Source organism: Streptomyces sp. NPDC001514 (assembly GCF_053597075.1).
Map to the genome: position 1 here is coordinate 130,353 of NZ_JBSFHO010000014.1, position 22,423 is coordinate 152,775.

Consider the following 22,423-nt stretch of genomic DNA (forward strand, 5'->3'; position numbering starts at 1 on the left):
GCTGCACAGCGGTCCACGCGGCTCGCTTCTTGCCGTCAGCGGGCGACGGCCTCCGATATCGCGTGCAGCCGGAGCGCCAGCTGAAGCTCCAGGGCGCGGGCCGGTGACTGCCAGTCGTCCCCGAGGAGCCGGCCTATTCGCTCGAGCCGCTGCGCCACCGTGTTGACGTGGACGTGGAGTTCGTCCTTCGTACGGGCAGGGCTCATGCCGCTCGCGAAATACGCGTCGAGGGTGCGCACCAGATCCGTCCCGCGCCGCTCGTCGTAGTCGGCGACCGGCCCGAGAGTGCGGCGGACGAAGCCCTCGATGTCGCGCGTGTCGGCGAGGAGCAGACCGAGGAAGCCCAGGTCCTCGGCCGCCGCGCCTTCTCCGGAGCGGCGCAGCAGTCGCAGGGCCTCGACGCAGCGGCGCGCTTCGGCGTAGGCAGTGGCTATCGCGCCCCGGGCGGTGGCGGGGGTCCGGACCGGGGACGAGGCGCCGACGGTGACGGACTCGCGGAGGGTGCCGCCGAGTTGCGTGGCGGTCCGGCGGGCGAGGTCGGCGGCGCTGTCCGCGGGGCCGAGCGGCAGCAGCAGGACCGCACCGCCGTCGCGGGCTGCGGCCAGGCCGTGGCGGGTGGCCGCGAGGTGGGCGGCGGCGGAGGCGAGGCGCTGACGGTCGGCGGTGGCCCGCTCCGCGCTGTCCTCGGTGGGGTGGGCGTCGATACGGGCGGCGAGCACCACATGCGGGGCGTCCAGGTCGGCGCGGAGCCGGATCGCCCGTTCGCGCAGCAGACGGGGGTCGCGGCCGGGGGCGTCCAGGAGATCGTCGAGCAGTTCACCCCGTACCCGCTGCTCGGCCTCGCCCGCGGAGCGCCGGGCCAGCAGCAGGAGGGACGTCACCATGGCGGCCCGCTCCAGGGTGCGCCGGTCGACGGGGTCCAGGGACGGGTGGCCGTGCAGGACGAGCACGCCCAGCAGCTCGCCTCCGGCCGACACCGCGGCCACCCAGTCCTCGCCGTGCGGTATCGCGTGGCCGTCGGTGCCGTCCAGTTGCAGCGCGGCGAGCGAGGGTGCGTCGGGGTCGGCGAACTCGACGGTGCCGTCGAGGATCTCGGAGAGCGCGTCGGCGACGTCGTGCACCCCGCCGCCGTGCAGCACGAGCTCCGTGAGCCGGTCGTGCACGTCCGACGCGCGCTCGATGACGGCACTGTGGTCACGGATGATCTCGTTGGCCCGCTCCAGCTCGGCGAGCGCGGTGCGGGTCTCGGCGAGCAGGTTGGCGGTGTCGATGGCCACCGCGGCATGGGCGGCGAACGAGCCGAGCAGCGCGACCTGCTCGCGCTCGAAGACGCGGGCGCGGCGATCGGCGGCGAACAGCACCCCGATCACCTGACTGCCGAGCATCAGCGGTACGCCGAGGATCGCGACGAGGCCCTCGTCCCGGACGCCCGAGTCGATGGCGCGGGTGTGCTGGAAGCGTTCGTCGTCGAAATAGCTCTCGGTCACATACGGTCGGGCGGTCTGGGCGACGAGTCCGCCGAGCCCCTCCCCCATGCCGAGCCGCAGCTGCTGGAAACGCGCCGAGACCGAGCCTTCGGTGACGCGCATGTACGTGTCGCCGGCGGCCGGGTCGTTGAGGCTGAGATAGGCCACCTCCGTGCCGAGCAGCGAACGGGCGCGCTGCACGATGGCCCGGAGCACCGCGTCGAGGTCGCGCAGACCCGCCAGATCGTGCGCGGTCTCGAAGAGCGCCGACAGCTCGGCCTCGCGGCGCCGCCGGCCCTCCAGCTCGGCGCGCACGCGCAGCGCGAGCTGCTTGGCGTGCTCCAGGCCGACGAGCGTCTCGGGTCCCGCGCCGCTCGCACGGGCGAGCAGCACGGGCCGGTCGTACGCCTCCACGGCGGCGCCGCGGGCGAGGAGCTCCAGGTAAGAGGCCTGATCGTGGGACATGGACACAGGGATACCTGCCGTGCGGGGGGTCGCACCAGCCCCTGTGGACGACGCGGCCCCTGTGGACAACTCCGTCACCCCCGCCGCCGGCCCCCTTCCGGTGGCAGGGCGGCGGGGCCCGCCGGACGACGCGGCTCAGTGCGCCGTCCAGCCCCCGTCCATCGCCAGCGACGTGCCGGTGATGAAGGATGCCTGCGGCGCGCAGAGATAAGCGACTGCCTCGGCCACCTCCTCCGGCTCGATGAGCCGCTTGAGCGCGGAGTCCTTCAGCAGGATGTCGGCGACGACACGGTCCTCGGGAACGCCATGAGCCGCCGCCTGGTCGGCGACCTGCTTCTCGACCAGTGGGGTGCGCACATAACCGGGGTTGACACAGTTGGAGGTGACCCCGTGCGAGGCGCCCTCCAGGGCGGCGGTTTTGGAAAGCCCCTCCAGACCATGTTTGGCGGCCACATAGGCGGACTTGTAGGCCGAAGCTCGCAGCCCATGCACGGAGGAGATGTTCACGATCCGGCCCCACCCCTGCCCGTACATGTGCGGCAGCGCGCCCCTGATCAGGCGGAACGGTGCCTCGAGCATGACGGTGAGCACGGTGTGGAAGACGTCCGGCGGGAACTCCTCGATGGGGCGCACCAGCTGCAGCCCTGCGTTGTTGACAAGGATGTCGGTGCCTGCGGCCGCCGCCTCCGCCGCGTCCAGGTCGGTCAGGTCGAGGACGTGCGGCTCCACGGAGCCCGCCACACCCGTCCCCAGGGATTGCTCGACGAGCGCGTCGAGGCCACCCGCCTCCCTGTCCACGGCCCTGACCTTGGCCCCGGCGGCCGCGAGCCGCAGCGCGCAGGCGCGGCCGATGCCACCCGCCGCTCCGGTGACGAGTGCGGTACGGCCACCGAGGTCGAGGCCGAGGGAAGGGACGGACGCCAGGGCTTGGGGGGCGGGACCCGGATTCATGGTCATGTTCCGCACCCTAGGCAGCGCTCAGGCACCGACCGATGTGGGCAGCGCCCACAGTTCACTCAGGCAAGGTGGAGTCGAACCACGTCGGACCGTCGCTCAGCGCTTGCTTGATCCGGAACAGGGCGAACTCCTGCAGCTCCGGCAGCGCGTCCACGGAGAACCAGCCCACCTCCAGCGACTCCTCGTCATTGACACGCGCCTCGCCACCGACGGCACGGCAGCGCAGGGAAACGTCCATGAACTGGCACCGGTCGCCGTTCGGGTACGTCACCGGCTTCCGCAGCGCCTGGACGAGCACGATCCGCTCCGCGACACAACGCACCGCGGTCTCCTCGTACACCTCACGCACTGCCGCCGCCGCGGGCTGCTCCCCCGGCTCCGGGATCCCGCCGATGATCGACCACTTGCCGGTGTCGGCCCGTCTCCCCAGGAGCACTCGTCCCTCGTCGTCGAGGACCACCGCACTGACGCCCGGCAGATAGAGCAGCTGGGAGCCCGCGCTGGCCCGGATCCGACGGATGAAATCAGGAGTACCCATACCGCCGACCCTATGTGGTGATACCGCGCGCCGCCTTCAGGGCCTCGACGAGCCGCAGCACGGTCAGCCCTCGTCGGCTCAGGCTTCCGGTCGGCCGCGTCCGCGAACGCGGGCGTAGCCGACCCAGCCGAACGCGCCGACCGCGAGCGCGGCCAGGACGCCCTCGGGCAGTGTGCCCATGCGGGTCGCGGGGGTCAGCGTGGAGCGCAGCGGGACCTCGGCGACCAGGGCGTCGGGGGTGAACATCCGCGTCTGCTGGACGATCTTCCCGTCCGGGTGGATCACCGCGCTGACGCCGCTCGTGACCGGGACGACGACGGCCCGGCCGTGCTCGACGGCCCGAACCCGCGACATCGCCAGCTGCTGGTACGTCATCTCGCTGCGCCCGAAGGTGGCGTTGTTGCTGGGCACGGAGATGAGCTGGGCGCCGTGCGTGACGGTGTCCCGGACCGCCCAGTCGAAGGCGGCCTCGTAGCAGGTCGCGAGGCCCACCTTCGTACCCGCGAGGTCGAAGACGCCCACCTTGTGCCCGGGGCCGAAGTCGCGGCGCACACGGTCGACGTTCGAGTTGAAGATCCGGACGAAGGACCGCATCGGGATGTACTCGCCGAACGGCTGGACGTGCCGCTTGTCGTACGTGGCGACGGGGCCGCGCGCCGGCTCCCACTCGATCAGGGTGTTGCGGAGTTTTCCGGTCTCCGGGGTGACGACCGCGCCGATCACGGTGGGTACGCCGATCTTCCTCACGGCCTCGTCGATCACGAGACGCGCGTCGCCGTTGCGGTACGGGTCCAGGTCGGAGGAGTTCTCGGGCCACAGGACGAAATCGGGCTTGGCCACCTTGCCCGCGGCGACATCGGCCGCGAGTTGCTCGGTGCGGCGCGCGTGGTTGTCGAGGACCGCGCGGCGCTGTGAGTTGAAGTCGAGTCCGAGGCGCGGCACGTTGCCCTGGATCGCGGCGACGGTGGCGGTGCCGTCCTCGGCCGAGTCGTCGACGAGCGGCAGCGCGGCAACCGCTGCGGTGACGGGCACGAGGACGGTGAGCGCCGCTGCCGCGAGAGGGCCGCGGGGCAGCTCGCCGGTCCTCCGGTACGCGACGATCCGGCGCCAGGTCTCGTACAGCCCGAAGCCGCACAGGACGACCCCGAAGCCGAGCACGGGTGTGCCACCCACAGCGGCGAGCGGCAGGAAGACGCTGTCCGCCTGACCGAAGGCGATCTTGCCCCAGGGGAAGCCGCCGAACGGCACACGCGCGCGCGCAGCCTCGCCGAGGATCCAGACGGCCGCACCCCACACCGGCCACCACGGCAGCCGGGTCACGAGGGCGATGCCCACACAGGTGACGGCGACGAAGAGCGCCTCGACGGCGGCGAGCGCGAGCCACGGGCCGGCTCCGACCTCCTCGCCGGTCCAGACGAGCAGCGGGAGCAGGAAGCCGAGGCCGGCGAGGTACCCGAGGCCGAGGGCCGCACGCGCGCGGCGGCCTTGCAGGCACCAGCCGAGCAGCGCGAAGCCGGGCAGGGTCAGCCACCACAGGGGTCGTGGCGGGAAGCTCAGAAAGAGCAGTACCCCGGACAGTGCGGCCGCGCCGGGCCGTACGAGCCGCCGCAGCAACCGGTGGGCCCGGTCTCGGGGGGCTTGGACGGGCTGCTGGGTCTCGACGGAGGTCATGGTCGCGCTCACCTGCCGGAGTCTACGGGCGCGGGGCAGACAGGCGGCAGTCCGCACCGGCTCGGGCCGCCCGCGACGGGTCGGCGACGCGGTGGTGGCCCAAGGACCGAAGCCTCAGGGACACAGTTCCTGCGCAATCCATCCACAAACCCTCGTCCCTGCCGTTACCGTGTGCGCCAGTCCTGTCCCCCTGCCCGTCCGGCAGGCGGCAGACAGGGCCCGTCACAGGTCGGGGGGTCGACGGATGGCAGCACCGCCGGGCCGGTCGCCGGCCGTAGAGGAGCGCACGGAACGGAAGCGGCAGGAGCGGGAGCGGCACGACCGGGAGCGACAAGACCGGGGCAGTGCCCCCGACGCCCTCGGTGTCGCCGTCCTCGGCGGCTGCGCGGCCTGGGCACTGATCAGCGCGGCCGGCCGGGACGCACGGCCCGAAGGGGTGCTGCTCGCCGTCCTGGCCGTCGCCGCGGGATACGCATGCGGGCGGATCTGCGGAACGCTGCTGCCGGTGACCGCCGCGGCCGCCGCCGCGCTCGGCGGGCTCGGGCTGGCGATCGCCTCGCCGCACGGCGTGCCGGGGGTGACGACCATGGCGCAGGCCCCGCCGGGATACACGGGTGCGGCCGCCGCGCTGCTGGTCCTGGCGACGGGAGCGGCGTGCTGCGCCGCGTCGGCGGCCGGGCCCGTGGCCGTCCGGCTCGTGCTCCGGCTGCTTGCCGTCGCCGTCGTGTGTACGTCGCTCGTGCTCGGCTCGGTCGAGGGGTTCGCGGCGGCCCTCGGCGTACTGCTCTGTTCGCTCGCGGCGGCTCGAATGCGTCGCCGGCTGCCGGCGCTCGCCGGGTTCGCGCTGGCGACGGCCCTCGTGACCGGCGGCTCATGGGCGATCGCGCAGGACGCGCTGCCCGACGGGCTGAAGGTGTCGCTCCAGGGGCAGCTCACCCAGCACCGGGTGCAGCTGTGGCAGGACGCGGCCGCCCTCGCGAAGCAGCATCCGGTGCTCGGCGCGGGCCCCGACCGGTTCGGCGATCTGAGCCCGACGGTGCAGCAGTCGCTGTACTCCGACGGCAAGCCGCACTCGGCACCCCTTCAGCAGGCGGCGGAGCAGGGGTTCGTGGGCGCGGGGCTGCTGGGCGCGCTGTACTGCTGGATGCTGTACGGCCTGTGGCGCTCGTCCCGCTCCACGGCGGTGGTCCTGAGCGCGGGCGCCGCGCTCACGGCGCTCGCCGCGCTGGCGAGCGTCGGCAATCCGTTGAGCTTCACCCCGGTCACCGCGGGCGCCGGTCTCCTCGCGGGCCTGGCCACGGCCCGCCCGGCCGCGGACACGTTCCCTGCCGCGGACGCGATCCCCGCCACGGACGCGTTCCCGCTCGCTCCTTCGTCCCCGGCGCGGACCGCCGAACCGAGGGACACCGTTGCGGACACCCGTCATCCGGCCTGACGCCGACCGGGCCGAGAGCGGGCCCCCCGGGCTCCTCAGGCCCCCGCCGCCGTCCCCGTCGACGCCAGGCGCAGCCGGTCGCGGATCACCCGCACCGCCGACTCGGCGTCGTCCACAGTGACCGTGAAGGTCCGGCCGTCGCCGAGTCGCAGCGCGATGCCCTCGCCGCGGCGGACGATGACGGCCGTGCCCTTCTCGGGGCGCCAGCGGTAGCCCCAGCCGCCCCATTGGCGTGGGCAGACCCTGGGCACGAACTCGGCGCCCACCACGGACGCGAGAGGGATCCTCCGGCGAGGCACGCCGATGTGACCGCAGCGCACCTCCATGGCGTCGCGGTCCACGGTGACCGCGACATGAACGAAGGCGAGGGTGCCGAACAGCATCAGCAGCCCGGCCGCGACGCAGCCGATCACTGACATCAGGAGCGCGATGATGCCCGAGGTCCAGGGTGAGTCGACGGCGAGTTCGATGCCGAGCGCCATGCAGCCCGCACCAGCGGCCGCGAGTATCCATTGGATGCGGTTGGTAGCGCGGCCGGTCCAGATTGCGGGCGGGGCCTCAGCGGCCTGCCCCTCGGTACGAGGCTGGTCCGTCATGCGTAGCAGCGTACTCACGTTCCGCTCGCCCGGCACCGGTCGTCCGGCCCGGGAAAGCCGCCCGTGGCAGCCCCGCCCAGCCCCGTCGTCGCAGGCAAGAACGGGGACCGTCCGGCTCGCGCCGCCTGGCGGCTCAGTGCGCGGGAGTGACCGGATTCACCGCGCCCAGCAGCCGGCCCTCGGCATACGCCGGCGCCGCCTCCGGCAGTGCTGCCTCACGCCCGCTGAGCAGCACGGTCAGCCGGGTGCTCGGGGTGGCGGCCGGCTCGGGCCGGGCGCCGATTCGGCGCAGTGCCTGGGCGGCTACCGCCCCGGCGGAGCCGTGCAGGGCGACCGGCGGCAGCCCCTCCGTACGGCCCGCGGAGACGGCGGTACGGATGCGCTCGGCGACGAGCTCGTAGTGGGTGCAGCCGAGGACCACCGCGCGTACGTCCATCGGAGTGAGTTCGGCCGCCGCGGCGACGGAGCGGTCGATGGCGTCCTCGTCGGCCTGCTCGACGGCGGCCGCGAGTCCGGGGCAGGGCACCTCGGTGACGTCGACGCCGTCGGCGAAGTCGCGGATGAGGCCGCGCTGGTAGGCGCTGCCGGTGGTGGCGGGGGTGGCCCAGATGGCGACACGGCCGCCGCCCGCGGCGGCCGGCTTTATCGCGGGGACCGTGCCGATGACGGGCAGGCCGGGCTCCAGCTCGGCGCGCAGCGCGGGCAGCGCGTGCACGGATGCGGTGTTGCAGGCGATGATCAGCGCGTCGGGGCGGTGGGCGGCGGCGGCGCGAGCGGCGGCGAGCGCGTGCTCGGTCACGTCGTCCGGCGTACGCGGGCCCCAGGGCATCCCGTCGGGGTCGGAGGAGAGGACCAGATCCGCGTCCGGCCGCAGCCGGCGCACCGCGGCGGCCGCCGCCAGCAGGCCGATTCCGGAGTCGATGAGCGCGATCTTCACCCGGTCACCCTAGCCGACGGCCCTTGCGGTCCCGCCAATGTGGGGCACACTGCGGCGAATGAGCACCATTGCGTGGATCGCCGTGGGTTCCCTGGCCGCGTGGCTGTGGCTGCTGCTGGGTCAGGGCTTCTTCTGGCGTACGGACCAGCGGCTGCCCCGGCGTACGGCGCCGCGTCCCTGGCCGTCCGTCGTGATCGTCGTACCGGCAAGGGACGAGGCCGGGGTCCTGCCGGAGAGCCTGCCGTCGCTGCTGCGGCAGGCCTATCCGGGCGAGGCGGAGGTGATCCTCGTCGACGACGGCAGCACGGACGGTACGGGCGAGCTCGCCCGCAAGCTGTCCGTCCAGTACGAGGGGCTGCCGCTGACCGTGGCCTCGCCGGGCGAACCGGAACCGGGCTGGACGGGCAAGCTGTGGGCGCTGCGGCACGGCATCGCGCTTGCGCGGACCCGGCGTCCCGAGTATCTGCTCCTCACCGACGCCGATATCGCGCATGAGCCCGACAGCCTGTGCGAGCTGGTGGCGGCGGCCCGCACGAACGGCCTCGACCTCGTCTCGCAGATGGCGCGGCTGCGGGTCGCCACCGCCTGGGAGCGGCTCGTGGTGCCGGCTTTCGTCTACTTCTTCGCGCAGCTCTATCCGTTCCGCTGGATCAACAAGGAGCGGGCCTGGAGGACGGCCGCGGCGGGCGGGTGCGTGCTGCTGCGCATGGAGGCGGCCGAGCGGGCGGCGATCCCCGATTCCGTACGGCAGTCGGTCATCGACGACGTGGCGGTGGCGCGGGCGGTGCGGCGGGCCGGCGGCCGGGTGTGGCTGGGGCTCGCCGAGCGGGTGGACAGCATCCGGCCGTATCCGCGTCTGGCGGATCTGTGGCGGATGGTGTCGCGGAGCGCGTACGCGCAGCTGCGGCACAATCCGCTGCTGCTGGCGGGGACGGTGGCGGGGCTCGCGGTGGTGTATCTCGCGCCGCCCGTCGCGCTGTGCGCCGGGCTGTTCGGTGCGGACGCCCGCGGGGACACGGTGGCGGGCTGGGCGGGGTTCCTGGCGTGGGCGGTGATGGCCGGTACGTACGTGCCGATGCTGCGGTACTACCGGCAGACGCTGTGGCTCGCCCCCCTGCTGCCGTTCACCGCCCTGCTCTATCTCCTGATGACGCTCGACTCGGCGGTGCAGCACTACAGGGGGCGCGGCGCGGCCTGGAAGGGGCGTACGTACGCCCGTCCCGAAGCCGCACCGGACCGTTGACACCGGGCGTAGGTCACTTCCTGCCAGGTGTCCAGTTCATGCCCCAGCCGTAGGCGTAATCGATGGTGCGCTGGGGGCTCACACCGCGCTCCGGTACGAGATAGCGCGCCTCACGCTGGACGACGAGGTCTCCGCCCTGGTTGGTGAGGAGGGCGAGGGCGCAGACGGTGGAGGGGACGGTGCACTCGTCGAGGGAGAAGTCGATGGGGGCGCCGTGCTGCGGCTGGAGGGTGACCGTGGCATGGAGGTCGGCGAAGCTGCGGGCGCCTTCGTAGATGGTGACGAAGATGACGACGCGGCGGAGTTTGTCCTTGTGGTCAAGGTTGATGGTGAGGTTCTCGCCGGTGGTCACGGCGCCGGTGCGGTCGTCGCCGTCGAGGTGGATGTACGGGGGCTGGTGGAGCGCGCCGTACGCATTGCCGAGGGCCTGGACGACTCCCTTGCGGCCGTCGGTGAGTTCGAAGAGCGCGCAGAGGTCGAGGTCGAGATCGGAGTGCATGGCGACGGCCCGGCCGAGTTTGGCGCCCCAGCCCTTGAACTGCTTGCGCACCTCCCAGTTGAGGTTGACGCGCATGGCGCCGGATGTGCCGCCCTGCTTGTTGAGCGAGACGGTCGGCGACTCTTTCGTCAGGGTGACCTTGGTGAGGCGCACGGGCCCGGGCGCGGGGGGCGCCGCGTGCGACGGTGCCGGCGCCGGGGCGGCCAAGGGTGCCGGGGCGGGTACGGGCGCCGGGGCGGGCGCCGGAGCCGGGGGCGCCACGGGCTGCTGGGGCTCGTCGACCGTGATGCCGAAGTCGGTCGCGAGGCCCTCGAGTCCGCTCCCGTACCCCTGGCCGACCGCGCGGAACTTCCACGCGCCCTGGCGCCGGTACAGCTCACCGAGGATGAAGGCGGTCTCGACCGTCGCGTCCTGGCTCTCGTAGCGGGCGATCTCCGTGCCCCCGGCGGCGTCGAGTACGCGCACATAGAGGCCCGGCACCTGCCCGAAGCTGCCGCCGTCCGCCGATGCCGCGAGGACGATCCGCTCGATCGCCGGCTCTACGCGGCCCAGGTCGACGACGAGACGGTCGGTCGTCCCGTCCCCGGCGCTGCGCTTGCCGTCGTGGCGCACCGCGCCCGAGGCGTGTTCGGGCTGGTTGTAGAAGACGAAGTCCGCGTCGGAGCGGACCTTTCCTGATCCGGAGTCGAGCAGCAGGGCCGACGCGTCGACGTCGGGTACCCCATTTCCCGAACGCCACCCCAACTCGACATGAACGCTCAACGCGGGTACTGGAACATTCGCTCCCTTGAGCATGGACATCCTCGCCCCCATCACGGGTCCTCGTGCCCGGACAATTCCGTGCCGACAACTTAGCCGCGGTGCCCCCCGGACACCCCCCGCGACCCGTGGGTAACCCCTTCTCAGCTTGACCTTTACACGATCTAGACGTTTCGGGGCGACCGTTTTTCCCGAGTTCGCTCGCATTGGGGATCCATGGTCACTCGTAACACGTCAAACAACCCTCTTATCGGGCTCCCCAACCAGCACATCGTGGGCTTAACTTATGTGCCATGACCTCCCCCCGCTCCACCTACGGCGGCGGTTACTACGCCGCGCCGTCGTTCCCCGACACCCCGATCTACGACTCCCTGGTCGCTGAGCGGGGCACGCCTCAGATCGCCCCGATCCGAGTGCCCGCCGCATACGACACCGTCGGCAGCTACCTGCCGGCGCTGCCCGCGGCCCTGCCAGCCCTCCCGGCGGCTCCCTCGCACCCCGCCCCGTCTCCTTCGTACGGGTACCCGCAGCCGATGCAGCAGCCGGTGCCGCTGCAGCAGGCGCAGGCGCCGTACATCCCGCAGCAGCCCGTCGGCCCGCGCGGCTACCCGGGCGCCCAGCCCCAGCCCATGCCCCGCCCGGCGGCGACCGGATACGAGTCGATGCGCCCGGCCGCGGCACCGCGCCCGATGCCCACCCCGGCTCCGTACGAGGACCCGTACAACCGTCCGTACCAGGGTGGCGGGTACTGACCGACGGTTTTCGACCGACCGTTTCCGACCGGCGGGCACGCGTCGCCCGGCGCGGGACGCACGGTGTTGCTGGCAGGATGACTGTATGCCGAATCCAGTGCTCCGTTCCGTCCATGTCCACCCGGTCAAATCGGTCGCGGGATACGCGCCGGACGCGGCCGTCGTGGAGCCGTGGGGCCTCGCGGGTGACCGTCGCTGGATGCTCGTCGACCAGACGGGCAAGGCGGTCACGCAACGCCAGCACGCCCGGCTCGCGTTGGCCTCCGCCGAGCCGCTCACGGACGGCGGAATCCGGCTGTCCGCGCCCGGCCGCGCGCCGCTGACGGTCGCGGTGCCCCGCCTCGCGGGCACGGCTGTCGTGGAGCTTTTTGGGGAGAAGGTGGAGGCGGTGCCCGTGGGCGCCGCCTCCGACGCCTGGTTCGGCGCGTTTCTGGGCGCGCCGGTCCGGCTGATGCATCTCGACGATCCGGCGCACCGCCGCCCCGTCGATCCGGACTACGCGCTGCCGGGCGAGACGGTGTCCTTCGCCGACGGCTTTCCGCTGCTCATCACCTCCGTCGCCTCCCTCGACGCGCTGAACTCCCTCATCGCGCAGGGCGACCACGCCGACGAAGGCCCGCTCCCCATGAACCGTTTCCGGCCCAATCTCGTCGTGGACGGCACGCCGCCGTGGGCCGAGGACGACTGGAAGCGCATCCAGGTGGGCGATGTCCGCTTCCGGGTGGCCAAGCCGTGCGGACGCTGCGTCGTGACGACCACCGACCAGCAGACCGCGGAGCGCGGCAAGGAGCCGCTGCGCACCCTCGCCCGGCACCGCCGCTTCGGGGACCGGCTGGTCTTCGGCCAGAACCTGGTCCCGGAGCACACCGGAACCGTGCGGGTGGGTGATCCCGTTCGGATCCTCGACTAGCGGGTCTCTGTCCGCAAGGGGGCCCCGCCGGGGAACTCGGCACGGAGCCCGGCACGTTGGGAACGTGAACGGGTGAGCTTGCTCTCTCTTCGCTCCACCCGCGTGTACGCGCTGCCGTACGGGTCTATGACGGACGGGGAAGGGGGTGCGGGACAGTGCGCGCGATCACCGGACTCCGGCGCTGGCGGCACAATCCCCTGCGCCGTGCCACCGATCTCGTCGAGGCATGGGCGGCGCTGGCCGCCGTGCTGCTGCTGACCGTCGCGGTCCCGGCCGTGGGGTGGCTCTGCGGCGGGCTGGCCGACGCCGCACTCCGCGAGTCCGTGCGCGCCCAGCGGGCGGAGCGGCACGCCACGACGGCGCGGGTGCTGCGCCCGGCGCCCAAGCCGCAGCAGGCCGTTGCCGATCCGGAGGCGGGATTCGAGCGCCGGTCGAGCCGGGTGGTGGTCGCCGAGTGGACGGGTGCGGACGGCAGCCGGCACACCGGCACGATGGCCACCGGCATCCGGACGTCGGACCCCGGGGACACGTTCCGGATATGGACGGACGACGAGGGGAACGCCGTCACGCGCCCCATGGACGCGGAGACCGCACGGGCGCACGCCGTGCTCGCGGGCCTCGGCGCGGCTGCCGTCGCAGCCGCTGTGGTGGAAGGCGGCAGGCGGCTGTTCGTATGGCGGCTCATACAGCGGCGGTATGCGCACCTCGACCGTGCGTGGGCGAAAGCCGGTCCCGACTGGGGCCGTACGGGCACGGGCAGCTGACCGGTCAACTCCCGCCCGCCGCGCGCGCTACGGTGGTGCGACGCGTGACACGGCAGTCGACCGACGAGGTGGGGGCAGATCAGCACCATGGCACAGGGCACGGTCCAGGTGACGCACACCGGCACATCGCGGTGGCGGCGCCGCACGGGCGAGTACGCCTCCCTTGCCGCAGCCCTCGAGGCCGCCGGTGACGGAGACGTCCTCACCGTGGCTCCCGGTACGTACCGGGAGAATCTGGTGGTGCAGCGCGCCGTGACCCTGCGCGGGACCGACGGGTCGGTCGGCTCGGTGCGGATCGCCCCGCCAGAGGGGGTTCCCCTGACCGTGCGGGCCTCGGCGACCGTGCAGGACCTTCATGTCGAGGGCCAGGACGCGGCGGCGCCGGCGCTGCTCGTCGAGGACGGCGCACCGGAGCTGACGGATCTGCGGATCGTCACGCGGTCCGCCGCGGGCATCGAGGTGCGCGGCGCGGCCCGCCCGACCGTGCGCCGGTGCACCGTCGACAATCCGGCCGGGGTCGGCATCGCCGTACTGGACGGCGCGGGTGGCGTGTTCGAGGAGTGCGAGGTCGTCGCTGCCGGACAGTCCGGCGTCTCGGTACGCGGCGGGGCGCATCCACGCCTGGAGCGCTGCCGGGTGCACCACGCGTCGGGCGCGGGGCTGAGCATCACCGGCGAGGCCAGTGCGCTGGAGGCGCTGGGCTGCGAGGTGTACGAGATCAAGGGCGCGGGCGTGCAGATCGCCTCGCGCGCCACGGCCCATCTCACCGACTCGAGCGTGCACCGCACCTCGTCGGACGGCATCACCCTGGACACGGACGCCGTGCTCACGCTCTCCGACTGCGACATCCACGACGTTCCCGAGAACGCGGTGGATCTGCGCTCCCGTTCGGTGCTCACCCTGACCCGGTCGACGGTGCGGCGGTTCGGCCGCAACGGGCTGTCGGTGTGGGACCCGGGCACCCGGGTGGACGCCAACCAGTGCGAGATCCACGACAGTACGGGCGACTATCCGGCGGTCTGGGTCAGCGACGGCGCCACCGCCGTCCTCGACTCATGCCGTGTCCATGATGTTCCGGATGCCCTCTTCGTCCTTGACCGCGGCTCGCGGGCCGATGTCGTCGACAGCGATCTTTCCCAGGTGCGCAACACGGCGGTGTCGGTCAGCGACGGCGCCACGGCCCAGCTCGACGACTGCCGCATCCGGGAGGCTTCCACCGGCGCCTGGTTCCGCGACCACGGAAGCGGCGGCACCCTCAGCAACTGCACCATCGACCAGGCCCAGACGGGCGTCATCGTCACCAAGGGCGCCGATCCGTCGATCGAGCGCTGCACGGTGACCTCCCCCGCCGAGGCCGGCTTCTACGTCTCGGCGGAAGGCCGCGGAACGTTCCACGGCTGCCGGGTGACCGGCAGCGGCGGCTACGGCTTTCATGTGATGGACGGCTGCCGTACGACGCTGACGCACTGCCGCACCGAGCGATGTGCGCGCGGGGGCTACGAGTTCCCCGAAGAGGGCCTCGTCGTGGAGGACTGCACCAGTGACGAGAGCGGCGTACGGTCGGCGCCGCAGCGCACCCCGGCAGTGCTGACGACGGCCCAGCCCGACCGCTCCTCCCCCGGACTGCTCGGCACGATTCCCGGACAGCGCACCGCCGAGCCCGAGCCCTGGCCCGCACCCGCGCCGAAGGCGGACGTGGCGGCCCCGGTCCGTACGTCGGCCGCCGTGCTCGGCGAACTCGACGCGCTGGTCGGCCTGGAGAGCGTCAAGCGGGAGGTCCGCACGCTCACGAACATGATCGAGGTCGGCAGGCGGCGCCAGGAGGCGGGCCTGAAGGCCGCCTCCGTCCGCCGCCATCTGGTCTTCACCGGATCACCCGGCACCGGCAAGACAACCGTGGCCCGGCTTTACGGCGAGATCCTGGCCTCCCTCGGGGTGCTGGAGCGCGGGCATCTCGTCGAGGTGTCCCGGGTGGACCTGGTCGGTGAGCACATCGGCTCGACCGCGATCCGTACGCAGGAGGCGTTCGACCGGGCACGCGGCGGGGTGCTCTTCATCGACGAGGCGTACGCGCTCTCCCCCGAGGACTCCGGGCGCGACTTCGGCCGCGAGGCCATCGACACCCTGGTGAAGCTGATGGAGGACCACCGGGACGCGGTCGTGGTCATCGTCGCCGGATACACCGCGGAGATGGAGCGGTTCCTGTCCGTCAACCCCGGTGTGGCGTCCCGCTTCTCACGCACCATCACCTTCAGTGACTACGTCCCGGACGAGCTGCTGCGGATCGTGGAGCAGCAGGCCGAGGAGCACGAGTACCGGCTGGCCGAGGGCACGGCCGAGGCGCTGCACAAGTACTTCACGGCGCTGCCGAAGGGGCCCGCGTTCGGCAACGGCCGGACCGCGCGGCAGACCTTCGAGTCGATGGTGGAGCGGCACGCGGGCCGGGTCGCCGAGCTCACCGAGGTGAGCACCGACGACCTGACCCTGCTCTATCCCGAGGACCTGCCCGAACTGCCCTGAGGTCGCGGCGGCTTGCCGGCCGCGGCCGTGCCGCCGCGGTCTCCGTCCATACCCTCGCGGTCGCCGGCCGCCCCGCCGCAGTCTCCGACCGTCCCGCCGCGCTGGCGCGGAAGTGGGGGTGGCAGCCGGTTCAGGAGCTCTTCGCGCTCCTGGGCGAAGGCCGGGTCGGCCTGGTATTCGGAGTGCCCGAGGACGGGCTCCGGCAGCGGATGCGTGTCCGTACGCCCATACACCACCGGGTCCTTGAGAGCTTCCCGGTCGACCTCGGGCTTGCCGTCCTCGGCCGGGACCCGGACCGGGCCACCGATCGGATCCGTGTGCCGCCAGAGGTTGCGCCAGCAGTGCAGCTCCTGGTGGAGCGCGCGCATCGGGGCGGGCCCGAAGTAGGCGGGGAACCAGCGGCCGTATAGCCGTTCCAGCGGGGAGCCATAGGTGAGCAGGGCGACCCGGCGCCGGGTGGTCGGCGGGAGCTGCCAGACAGCGGCGGCGGCCAGCACACTGCCCTGCGAGTGGCCGGAGATGACGAGCCGTCCGCCGGTGCTGCCGGTCCAGGAGGCCATCCGCCAGGTGAGGTCGGGCACGGCGCGCTCGGCGTAGCACGGCGGGGCGAAGGGGTGCGCGGCGCGCGGCCAGAACGTGCCGACGTCCCAGAGGATGCCGATGGTGCGGCGGGCTGAGGCATCGCGGTACGCCCGCCGGCCCCAGGTGACGAAGAGTATGAAACCGAGGCCGACGAGCCAGGAACCGAGTGTCTGGGCGGCGTCGGCTGCGGCCTCCACGACCGGGTGGGCCCGGTGGAACGCCTCCCCGGGAACATCGCCGCTCACCCAGGCACCGGCCACCGCGCCCGCGCCGAGCAGCAGGGTCGCCGCGCAGACGATGCCGATGACGGTGGGGGCGGCGTCGGTGAGCTCCGCCCTCGCCCTGATGCCGGCGATCCGTCGGGTACGGACCTCGTCGGGCCGCTCCTCCGGGTAGTCCTCCTCGACCGTGGGGGCCAGGGCGCGGGCGGTGCGCCAGGTCCGTACGCCGAGGGCCGTGAGCGGGGCGAGCAGCAGGAACAGCAGCACGGGGATGACGGACGCCTGCCAGCTGAGCAGCACCGGCGGTCCGACGATGGAACCTCCGCTCACGCCGGGGGTGCCGGGGCCGTCCAGCCAGTCGGCGACGCGCTGGGCGACCCCACCGGTCATGACACCGCCGAGGGCGCAGGCGAGCAGCGCGACCGCGGGGCCGCCCATGCCGCGCAAGGCGGTGCGGGAGTCCCGGACCCGGCGGTACAGGACGTGCGCGGTGACGGCGAGGGCGACGATCAGCCCGCCCTGGGCGAGGGCGATGACGCGGAAGGCGGTGTCTCCGGGAAGGGTGCCGTGGGATACCCAGCCCGGCCGCGACCACGAGGCGTACAGCATCGACAGGGCGAGCAGGCCGAGGGAGAAGCCGGGCAGCCAGCTGACGACGGCGTGGTCGATGCGGTTGTCGAGGACCTTCTCGCTGCGGCCCCGGCGGAACACGACGCCGACGACGACTGCCCCGACGAGGGCGAGCACCGACTCCAGCGCCCAGCCCGCGACCTCGAGGGCGAGGACGTCCGCGCCGCGGTCGTGGCGGGCGGCCGCCCCGGCGACGGCGGCGGCGATGACCAGGAACCCGGCGCCGGTGTGCGCGGCCCGCAGCCGGGCGACGACGCGCCGGCCGTACCAGAAGCCGGGGCGGCCGAGAGCGGGGTGCACTGCCGCTTCCGCGTCCTGCGCCGTGTGTTCCTCGCCGTTCTCGCCGCCCTCGGCCTCCTCGCCGTTCTCGGCGTCCTCGGCGTCCTCGGCGTCCTCGGCGTTATTCTCCGGGTCCTTGTCCGCGCCGCCCTGCTCGGCGTCCCTGTCCGCGTGCTGCGTCGTCGTGGTGCTGGGCGGGCGCTGCGACTCGTACGCGTTCCATGTGCGGTTGGAGAGGTACCAGAGCAGTCCCACCAGACCGGCCGGCACCAGCGCCGCGAGCGAGAGCCGGCGGCCCGGCTGTGCCCACCAGCCGTCGCCCGCGGCGGAGAGGAAACCCAGCCAGGAGCGGTTCGCCGAGCAGGCGGCCGAGCCCGCACACTGCCAGGCCGTCAGATCGAGCGCCACCTCGCAGGCGGCGGCGGTGAGCAGGGCGGTGAGGCTGAGCGCCACGAGCCGTACGAGCATCCCGTAGAAACGGACCGCCCTCGCAGGACCCTTGGTCGTGGGCCGCATCCAGTGGGCCAGATTGACCACCATGAACGGCAGGAGAAGCAGCCAGAGCGCGCGGGCGCCGTTCCCCGAGGTGAGGTTGGACCAGCAGTACGCCTCGGGGACGGGCCCGTTCTCGTACCGCTCGGGGTGGTTCTCGGCGTCGGCGTCCTCGGGGCGCCGGTACACGGCGGCGGTCGCGTCGCCGGTGATCCGGACCGTACGGGGATCGTCGAGCATGTCCTGCGGGGTGGCCCCGCCGACGCCGTGGACCAGAAGCTCCAGCGCGGCGCCGCCGCTCTGCGGGACCGGGGCGGCCGGGGCCGGGGTGGCAGGGGACACTTCTGTGACTCGCTCTCTGGTGGGATGATCGGCCTCTGGTGGGATGATCGGCGCGCGACCAGAATCCCTGATCACGGCCTGCCGCCGCACGGCTCTCACGGAATCTCCCCGCACCCGGCGCGAACGGGTCGTGGCAGGATGAGCAGCCCTGATGAACAGCGGTGATTCGGCGAACCCGAAGAAGTCGAAACGGAAGGACCGGCCCGGGCGGTGAGCGACAATCAGAACCTCCTCGCGGAACAGCGGCGCGCCCTGATCCTCGACGAGGTACGGCGACGGGGCGGCGTACGGGTCAACGAGCTCACCCGCAAGCTGAACGTCTCCGACATGACCGTGCGCCGGGATCTGGACGCCCTCGCCCGGCAGGGTGTCATCGAGAAGGTGCACGGCGGCGCGGTGCCGGTGGTCGAGGCCAGCACGCACGAGCCGGGCTTCGAGGCCAAGTCGTCACTGGAGCTCAGCGCGAAGGAGGACATCGCCCGGGCGGCCGCGGCGATGGCGCTCCCGGGCAGTGCGATCGCGCTCTCCGGCGGCACCACGACCTACGCCCTGGCGCAGCATCTCGTCGACGTGCCCGATCTGACGGTGGTGACGAACTCGGTGCGGGTCGCCGATGTGTTCCATGCGGCACAGCGGGCGGGCACGTCGAGCGGCCAGCGGGCCGCGGCGGCGACGGTGGTGCTCACCGGTGGCGTGCGTACGCCGTCCGACTCACTCGTGGGCCCGGTCGCGGACCAGGCGATCCGTTCGCTCCACTTCGACGTGCTCTTCCTCGGGGTGCACGGCATCTCGGTCGAGGCGGGGCTGTCGACGCCGAACCTGGCGGAGGCGGAGACGAACCGGCGGTTCGTCCGGTCCGCGCGGCGGGTGGTGGTCGTGGCCGACCACACCAAGTGGGGGACGGTGGGGCTGAGTTCGTTCGCCCGGCTGGACGAGGTCGACACGCTGGTGACGGATGCGGGGCTGCCGGCGGAGGCGCGGGCGGAGATCGCGGAGCATCTGCTGCACCTGGTCGTGGCGGGTGAGTCGCCCGAAGCCGGCACGGAGTGACCTCGGCTGTCGGCGGCCGCTGCGTGCCGTGCGTCTGCGGCGGGCCCATGCGGCGGAGACACACATCGGAGAGCGGGCAACACGTCGCCTCGTCGGCCGGGATCGAGGCCCGATCTCGCACGGTAGTGCCCATCTGACGGTCCGACAGCTAGGGTGTCCCAACCCCGACAGCCGCCCGTCCCCCGACTCCGGAGGTTCCGTCCATGCCACGCCGACTCAACCCCGTGCGGCTCGACTTCGTGGAGTCCGCGCCGGTGCGTCTCGTCTTCGCGGCCGAGGTGAACGCCGAACCGGCGGCCGTCTATCGCGCGCTCGCGGAGGATGTGGAGGGTTGGGCCTCCTGGTTCAGGGCGGTGACGTCCGCCCGGCCCACCCGCGGGGGCGCGGGCCGGGAGGTCCGGCTGATCGGCGGCACCCGCTTCGACGAGACGATCGTGGCCGCGGAACCCGGGGCCCGATACGCGTACCGGGTCGACGAGACCAACGTCCCCGGTGTGCGGGCCATGTTGGAGGAGTGGCGGATCACGCCCGCCGGGTCCGGGACGCGGGTGCAGTGGACCATGGCGGCGGCCGGTGCGGCGCCGTTCCGGCTCGGGCTGCGGCTGGGGCGGGCAGGCGTCGGGCACGCCTTCCGTGATGCCGTACGCAGCCTCGACCGCCGGCTCGCGGCCTCGGCCGCCTGAGTCGGTCCGGCCAGCCCGGTCGGTCCGGTCGGTCCGGTCGGTCCGGTCAGATCAGTCCGGCCACACGCCGCTGCCGAGGAACTGGTCGATCGCCTCGGCGTAAGGGGCGATGTCAAGACCCTGTCCGGCCAGCCACTCGTCCGAATAGTACTTGTCGAGGTAGCGGTCGCCCGGGTCGCAGATGAGCGTGACCACACTGCCCTTGCGCCCCTCGGCCACCATCTCCGCGACGATCTTCAGGGCGCTCCACAGCCCCGTGCCGGTGGAGCCGCCCGCCTTGCGTCCGATGGCCTGTTCCAGGGCGCGTACGGCGGCGATGGTCGCCGCGTCCGGCACCTTCATCATCCGGTCGATGGCGCCGGGCACGAAGCTCGGCTCCATGCGCGGGCGTCCGATGCCCTCGATGCGCGAGCCGCAGTCGCTCGTGGCCAGCGGGTCATGACGGGTCCAGCCCTCGAAGAAACAGGAGTTCTCCGGGTCCGGCACACAGATCCTGGTGTCGAACTGCATGTAGTGCACATAGCGGGCGATGGTCGCCGACGTGCCGCCCGTGCCGGCGGTGGCGACGATCCACGCCGGCTCGGGGTAGCGCTCCAACCTCAGCTGCTGGTAGATCGATTCGGCGATGTTGTTGTTGCCGCGCCAGTCGGTGGCCCGCTCGGCGTAGGTGAACTGGTCCATGTAGTGCCCGCCGGTCTCCGCGGCGAGCACGGCGGACTCCTCGTACATCTTCCGCGAGTCGTCCACGAAGTGGCACTGTCCACCGTGGAATTCGATCAGCCGGCACTTCTCGGCGCTGGTGGTGCGGGGCATCACGGCGATGAACGGAACACCGATCAGCTTCGCGAAGTACGCCTCCGACACCGCCGTCGAGCCGCTGGACGCCTCGATGACGGGCTTGCCGGGCCTGATCCAGCCGTTGCAGAGCCCGTACAGGAACAGCGAACGGGCCAGCCGGTGTTTGAGGCTGCCGGTGGGATGGGTGGACTCGTCCTTGAGGTAGAGGTCTATCCCCCATTCCTCGGGCAACGGGAAGCGCAGCAGGTGGGTGTCGGCCGAGCGGTTCGCGTCGGCCTGCACCTTGCGCACGGCCTCCTTCAGCCACGCCCGGTACTCCGGATCGCTGCGGTCCACGTCGATGGTGGCCATCGCCTCGTACGTACTCATGCGCCCCGCTCCTCACTTGTCGGCTCACTGCCCACTGCCCGCTACCCACTCCCCACTGACCACCATAAGCCCCTCACCTGCACAAACGTTCACTTTGGGGTTCCATAGCACCTCCTTGTGGGAGGGTGCTGGAATGCGCCCTGGTGTCCTTGCGGTTACGTGGGCAGACTGAGGTGCAGGAGCTGGTGCGAAGGGGGCGGACGGCCATGCAGGAGCCGGAGTTCAACGCCACGGGTGTGCGGATCGAGCGGTGGCCCCGCTCGCTCACCAAGGCCGGTCAAGTCCTCATCGAGGACGGCCGTCTCGCATTGCTGACCAGCTATGGCCGGGTGATCGACAGCGCCCCGGTGGAAGCGGTACGGGCGGGGAAGCCCTGGTTCGCGGGCGGCGAGAGCATGATCGCGACCGTCAACGGCACACGCTACCGGCTGACCATGGACCGGCCCGGCCGGGCGGACGACGGCCACGGGCCCGACGGTACGGCGCTGGCGGGGCGGTTCCTGGACGCGCTGCGCAGGGCGGGCGGCAGCGGCGCCTGACCGTGCGCCCCTGGTGCCGACCGTGCCGTATGCATGGGCACCTACGAGGTACGCGGCGTGGCACAGCTGTGCCCGCCGAAGCCTTGTGAACCGTCCGCCGCCACGTGTGCGCGGAGTTGCGAAGTCGTCACCCCGGGTTCACGCTTGACTACATCACTCAGGGTTCACCGGCGGTGACACTGTGACCCAGACCGTCGGCGCAAACAGCAGGCAGCCAACTGCTGGATCCGTTCCTTCGTCTTCTTCCGGACCTATTTCGGGGAGTCGCAGCCGTGATCAGCGAGGCAAGCAGGCATTGCAGGGTGGAGCTCCAGGCCCTCCCGTCGCGGATCGGTCAGGTCCGCAGGATCGTCTCGGCGCAACTGCGCTACTGGCAGCTCGATCCCTTGATCGACCATGCGGCGCTCGGCGTCACAGAGCTGCTGACCAATGTCCACCGGCACGCAGAGCCGGACAAACTCTGCACCGTCGAGATCGAGCTGCTGCTCGACCGTCTCACGGTCTCGGTACACGACCACGACCCGAGGCTTCCCGTGGTCGCCACCGCCGGTCCGCTCGAGACCACCGGGCGCGGGCTCGCGCTGATCGAGGCCCTCAGCGAAAGCTGGGGTGTGCTGCCCAAGGGCGAGGACGGCAAGGTCGTCTGGTTCACGCTCCCGGCAACGCTTCCTGTCGGTGCGGCGAAGACGCCGACGTATGCGGTCGCCGCTGCGTACGGGGCGAAGGCCGGCGCTGCCGCGGCCGCCGGTGCTCCCGTGGCAGCCGGCGTTTCCTTCGCGGCTGATGCCGCTGTGGGGTCCGGAGATCCTTTCGCGGTCGTGGAAGCCGGGCCCTCGTCGGAGCCCCGTACGCCCCGTACAGCTGCCGCGGCCCGGTCGGCCGTTTCCGGCTGACCGGGCGGAGTGGGCCGGCAGGGCAGAGCCGGG

At 72.5% G+C, this 22,423-nt stretch carries 19 protein-coding genes; 10 read left to right on the forward strand and 9 right to left on the reverse strand.

Translation table 11 applies throughout. The features are described from left to right. Positions 1-35: 35 nt before the first annotated feature. The 4 genes from ACWCXB_RS17260 to lnt form a co-directional block, all read right to left on the reverse strand. Positions 36-1,931 carry a helix-turn-helix domain-containing protein gene (locus ACWCXB_RS17260; protein WP_450723631.1) on the reverse strand — a complete coding sequence of 632 codons (1,896 nt, stop codon included), beginning with the start codon at positions 1,929-1,931 and terminating at the stop codon, positions 36-38. A gap of 135 nt (positions 1,932-2,066) precedes the next feature. Beyond that, positions 2,067-2,888, reverse strand: coding sequence for a 3-hydroxybutyrate dehydrogenase (locus tag ACWCXB_RS17265; RefSeq protein WP_450723633.1), 822 nt, complete (start codon positions 2,886-2,888; stop codon positions 2,067-2,069). 55 nt (positions 2,889-2,943) lie between these two features. Further along, the gene (locus ACWCXB_RS17270) at positions 2,944-3,426 is read right to left on the reverse strand and encodes an NUDIX hydrolase (RefSeq protein ID WP_450723635.1); all 483 of its coding nucleotides are present in this window, start codon (positions 3,424-3,426) and stop codon (positions 2,944-2,946) included. 78 nt (positions 3,427-3,504) lie between these two features. After that, positions 3,505-5,109, reverse strand: coding sequence for an apolipoprotein N-acyltransferase (gene lnt / locus ACWCXB_RS17275; protein ID WP_450723636.1), 1,605 nt, complete (start codon positions 5,107-5,109; stop codon positions 3,505-3,507). 232 nt (positions 5,110-5,341) lie between these two features. Here lnt and ACWCXB_RS17280 point away from each other — a divergent pair, with 232 nt between their 5' ends. After that, positions 5,342-6,532 (forward strand): O-antigen ligase family protein, encoded by a 1,191-nt coding sequence (locus tag ACWCXB_RS17280; RefSeq protein WP_450723637.1) that lies wholly within the window; start codon positions 5,342-5,344, stop codon positions 6,530-6,532. A 35-nt stretch (positions 6,533-6,567) separates the two neighbouring features. Here ACWCXB_RS17280 and ACWCXB_RS17285 read toward each other — a convergent pair whose 3' ends face one another. Both ACWCXB_RS17285 and ACWCXB_RS17290 read right to left on the reverse strand, forming a co-directional pair. Beyond that, positions 6,568-7,128 (reverse strand): hypothetical protein, encoded by a 561-nt coding sequence (locus ACWCXB_RS17285; protein ID WP_450723639.1) that lies wholly within the window; start codon positions 7,126-7,128, stop codon positions 6,568-6,570. 133 nt (positions 7,129-7,261) lie between these two features. Continuing rightward, on the reverse strand, positions 7,262-8,065 hold the full coding sequence (locus ACWCXB_RS17290; RefSeq protein ID WP_450723641.1) for a glutamate racemase: 804 nt from the start codon (positions 8,063-8,065) through the stop codon (positions 7,262-7,264). Positions 8,066-8,123: 58 nt separating this feature from the next. Between ACWCXB_RS17290 and ACWCXB_RS17295 the strand changes: the two genes are divergently transcribed. Next, positions 8,124-9,308, forward strand: a complete 1,185-nt coding sequence (locus tag ACWCXB_RS17295) for a glycosyltransferase (protein WP_450723643.1) — start codon at positions 8,124-8,126, stop codon at positions 9,306-9,308. A gap of 13 nt (positions 9,309-9,321) precedes the next feature. On the opposite strand, the gene ACWCXB_RS17300 is transcribed toward ACWCXB_RS17295, so the two are convergent. Next, a complete protein-coding gene (locus tag ACWCXB_RS17300; protein ID WP_450723645.1) occupies positions 9,322-10,620 on the reverse strand; it encodes a TerD family protein in 1,299 nt (432 codons plus the stop codon). Between the two features lie 239 nt (positions 10,621-10,859). Between ACWCXB_RS17300 and ACWCXB_RS17305 the strand changes: the two genes are divergently transcribed. The 4 genes from ACWCXB_RS17305 to ACWCXB_RS17320 all read left to right on the forward strand — a co-directional run bounded on the left by ACWCXB_RS17305 (position 10,860) and on the right by ACWCXB_RS17320 (position 15,512). Continuing rightward, positions 10,860-11,318 (forward strand): DUF6643 family protein, encoded by a 459-nt coding sequence (locus ACWCXB_RS17305; RefSeq protein WP_450723647.1) that lies wholly within the window; start codon positions 10,860-10,862, stop codon positions 11,316-11,318. Positions 11,319-11,403: 85 nt separating this feature from the next. Next, the gene (locus ACWCXB_RS17310) at positions 11,404-12,228 is read left to right on the forward strand and encodes an MOSC domain-containing protein (RefSeq protein WP_450723649.1); all 825 of its coding nucleotides are present in this window, start codon (positions 11,404-11,406) and stop codon (positions 12,226-12,228) included. Between the two features lie 155 nt (positions 12,229-12,383). Next, positions 12,384-12,992 (forward strand): Rv1733c family protein, encoded by a 609-nt coding sequence (locus ACWCXB_RS17315; protein ID WP_450723651.1) that lies wholly within the window; start codon positions 12,384-12,386, stop codon positions 12,990-12,992. A gap of 87 nt (positions 12,993-13,079) precedes the next feature. Continuing rightward, positions 13,080-15,512 carry a right-handed parallel beta-helix repeat-containing protein gene (locus ACWCXB_RS17320; RefSeq protein ID WP_450723652.1) on the forward strand — a complete coding sequence of 811 codons (2,433 nt, stop codon included), beginning with the start codon at positions 13,080-13,082 and terminating at the stop codon, positions 15,510-15,512. On the opposite strand, the gene ACWCXB_RS17325 is transcribed toward ACWCXB_RS17320, so the two are convergent. Beyond that, the gene (locus ACWCXB_RS17325; protein WP_450723654.1) at positions 15,482-18,058 is read right to left on the reverse strand and encodes a hypothetical protein; all 2,577 of its coding nucleotides are present in this window, start codon (positions 18,056-18,058) and stop codon (positions 15,482-15,484) included. The two genes, ACWCXB_RS17320 and ACWCXB_RS17325, sit on opposite strands and share 31 nt — an antisense overlap. Positions 18,059-18,268: 210 nt before the next feature. On the opposite strand from ACWCXB_RS17325, the gene ACWCXB_RS17330 reads away from it, so the two are divergent. After that, complete coding sequence (locus ACWCXB_RS17330; protein WP_450723656.1) at positions 18,269-19,108, forward strand: DeoR/GlpR family DNA-binding transcription regulator; 840 nt, start codon at positions 18,269-18,271, stop codon at positions 19,106-19,108. A gap of 203 nt (positions 19,109-19,311) precedes the next feature. After that, the gene (locus ACWCXB_RS17335; RefSeq protein WP_450723658.1) at positions 19,312-19,791 is read left to right on the forward strand and encodes an SRPBCC family protein; all 480 of its coding nucleotides are present in this window, start codon (positions 19,312-19,314) and stop codon (positions 19,789-19,791) included. A 51-nt stretch (positions 19,792-19,842) separates the two neighbouring features. Here ACWCXB_RS17335 and ACWCXB_RS17340 read toward each other — a convergent pair whose 3' ends face one another. Continuing rightward, positions 19,843-20,958, reverse strand: coding sequence for a PLP-dependent cysteine synthase family protein (locus tag ACWCXB_RS17340; RefSeq protein WP_450723660.1), 1,116 nt, complete (start codon positions 20,956-20,958; stop codon positions 19,843-19,845). Positions 20,959-21,164: 206 nt separating this feature from the next. On the opposite strand from ACWCXB_RS17340, the gene ACWCXB_RS17345 reads away from it, so the two are divergent. Together ACWCXB_RS17345 and ACWCXB_RS17350 are read left to right on the forward strand one after the other, a co-directional pair. After that, complete coding sequence (locus ACWCXB_RS17345; protein ID WP_450723661.1) at positions 21,165-21,497, forward strand: hypothetical protein; 333 nt, start codon at positions 21,165-21,167, stop codon at positions 21,495-21,497. Positions 21,498-21,769: 272 nt separating this feature from the next. Continuing rightward, positions 21,770-22,390, forward strand: coding sequence for an ATP-binding protein (locus tag ACWCXB_RS17350; RefSeq protein ID WP_450723663.1), 621 nt, complete (start codon positions 21,770-21,772; stop codon positions 22,388-22,390). The last annotated feature ends 33 nt before the right edge of the window (positions 22,391-22,423 follow it).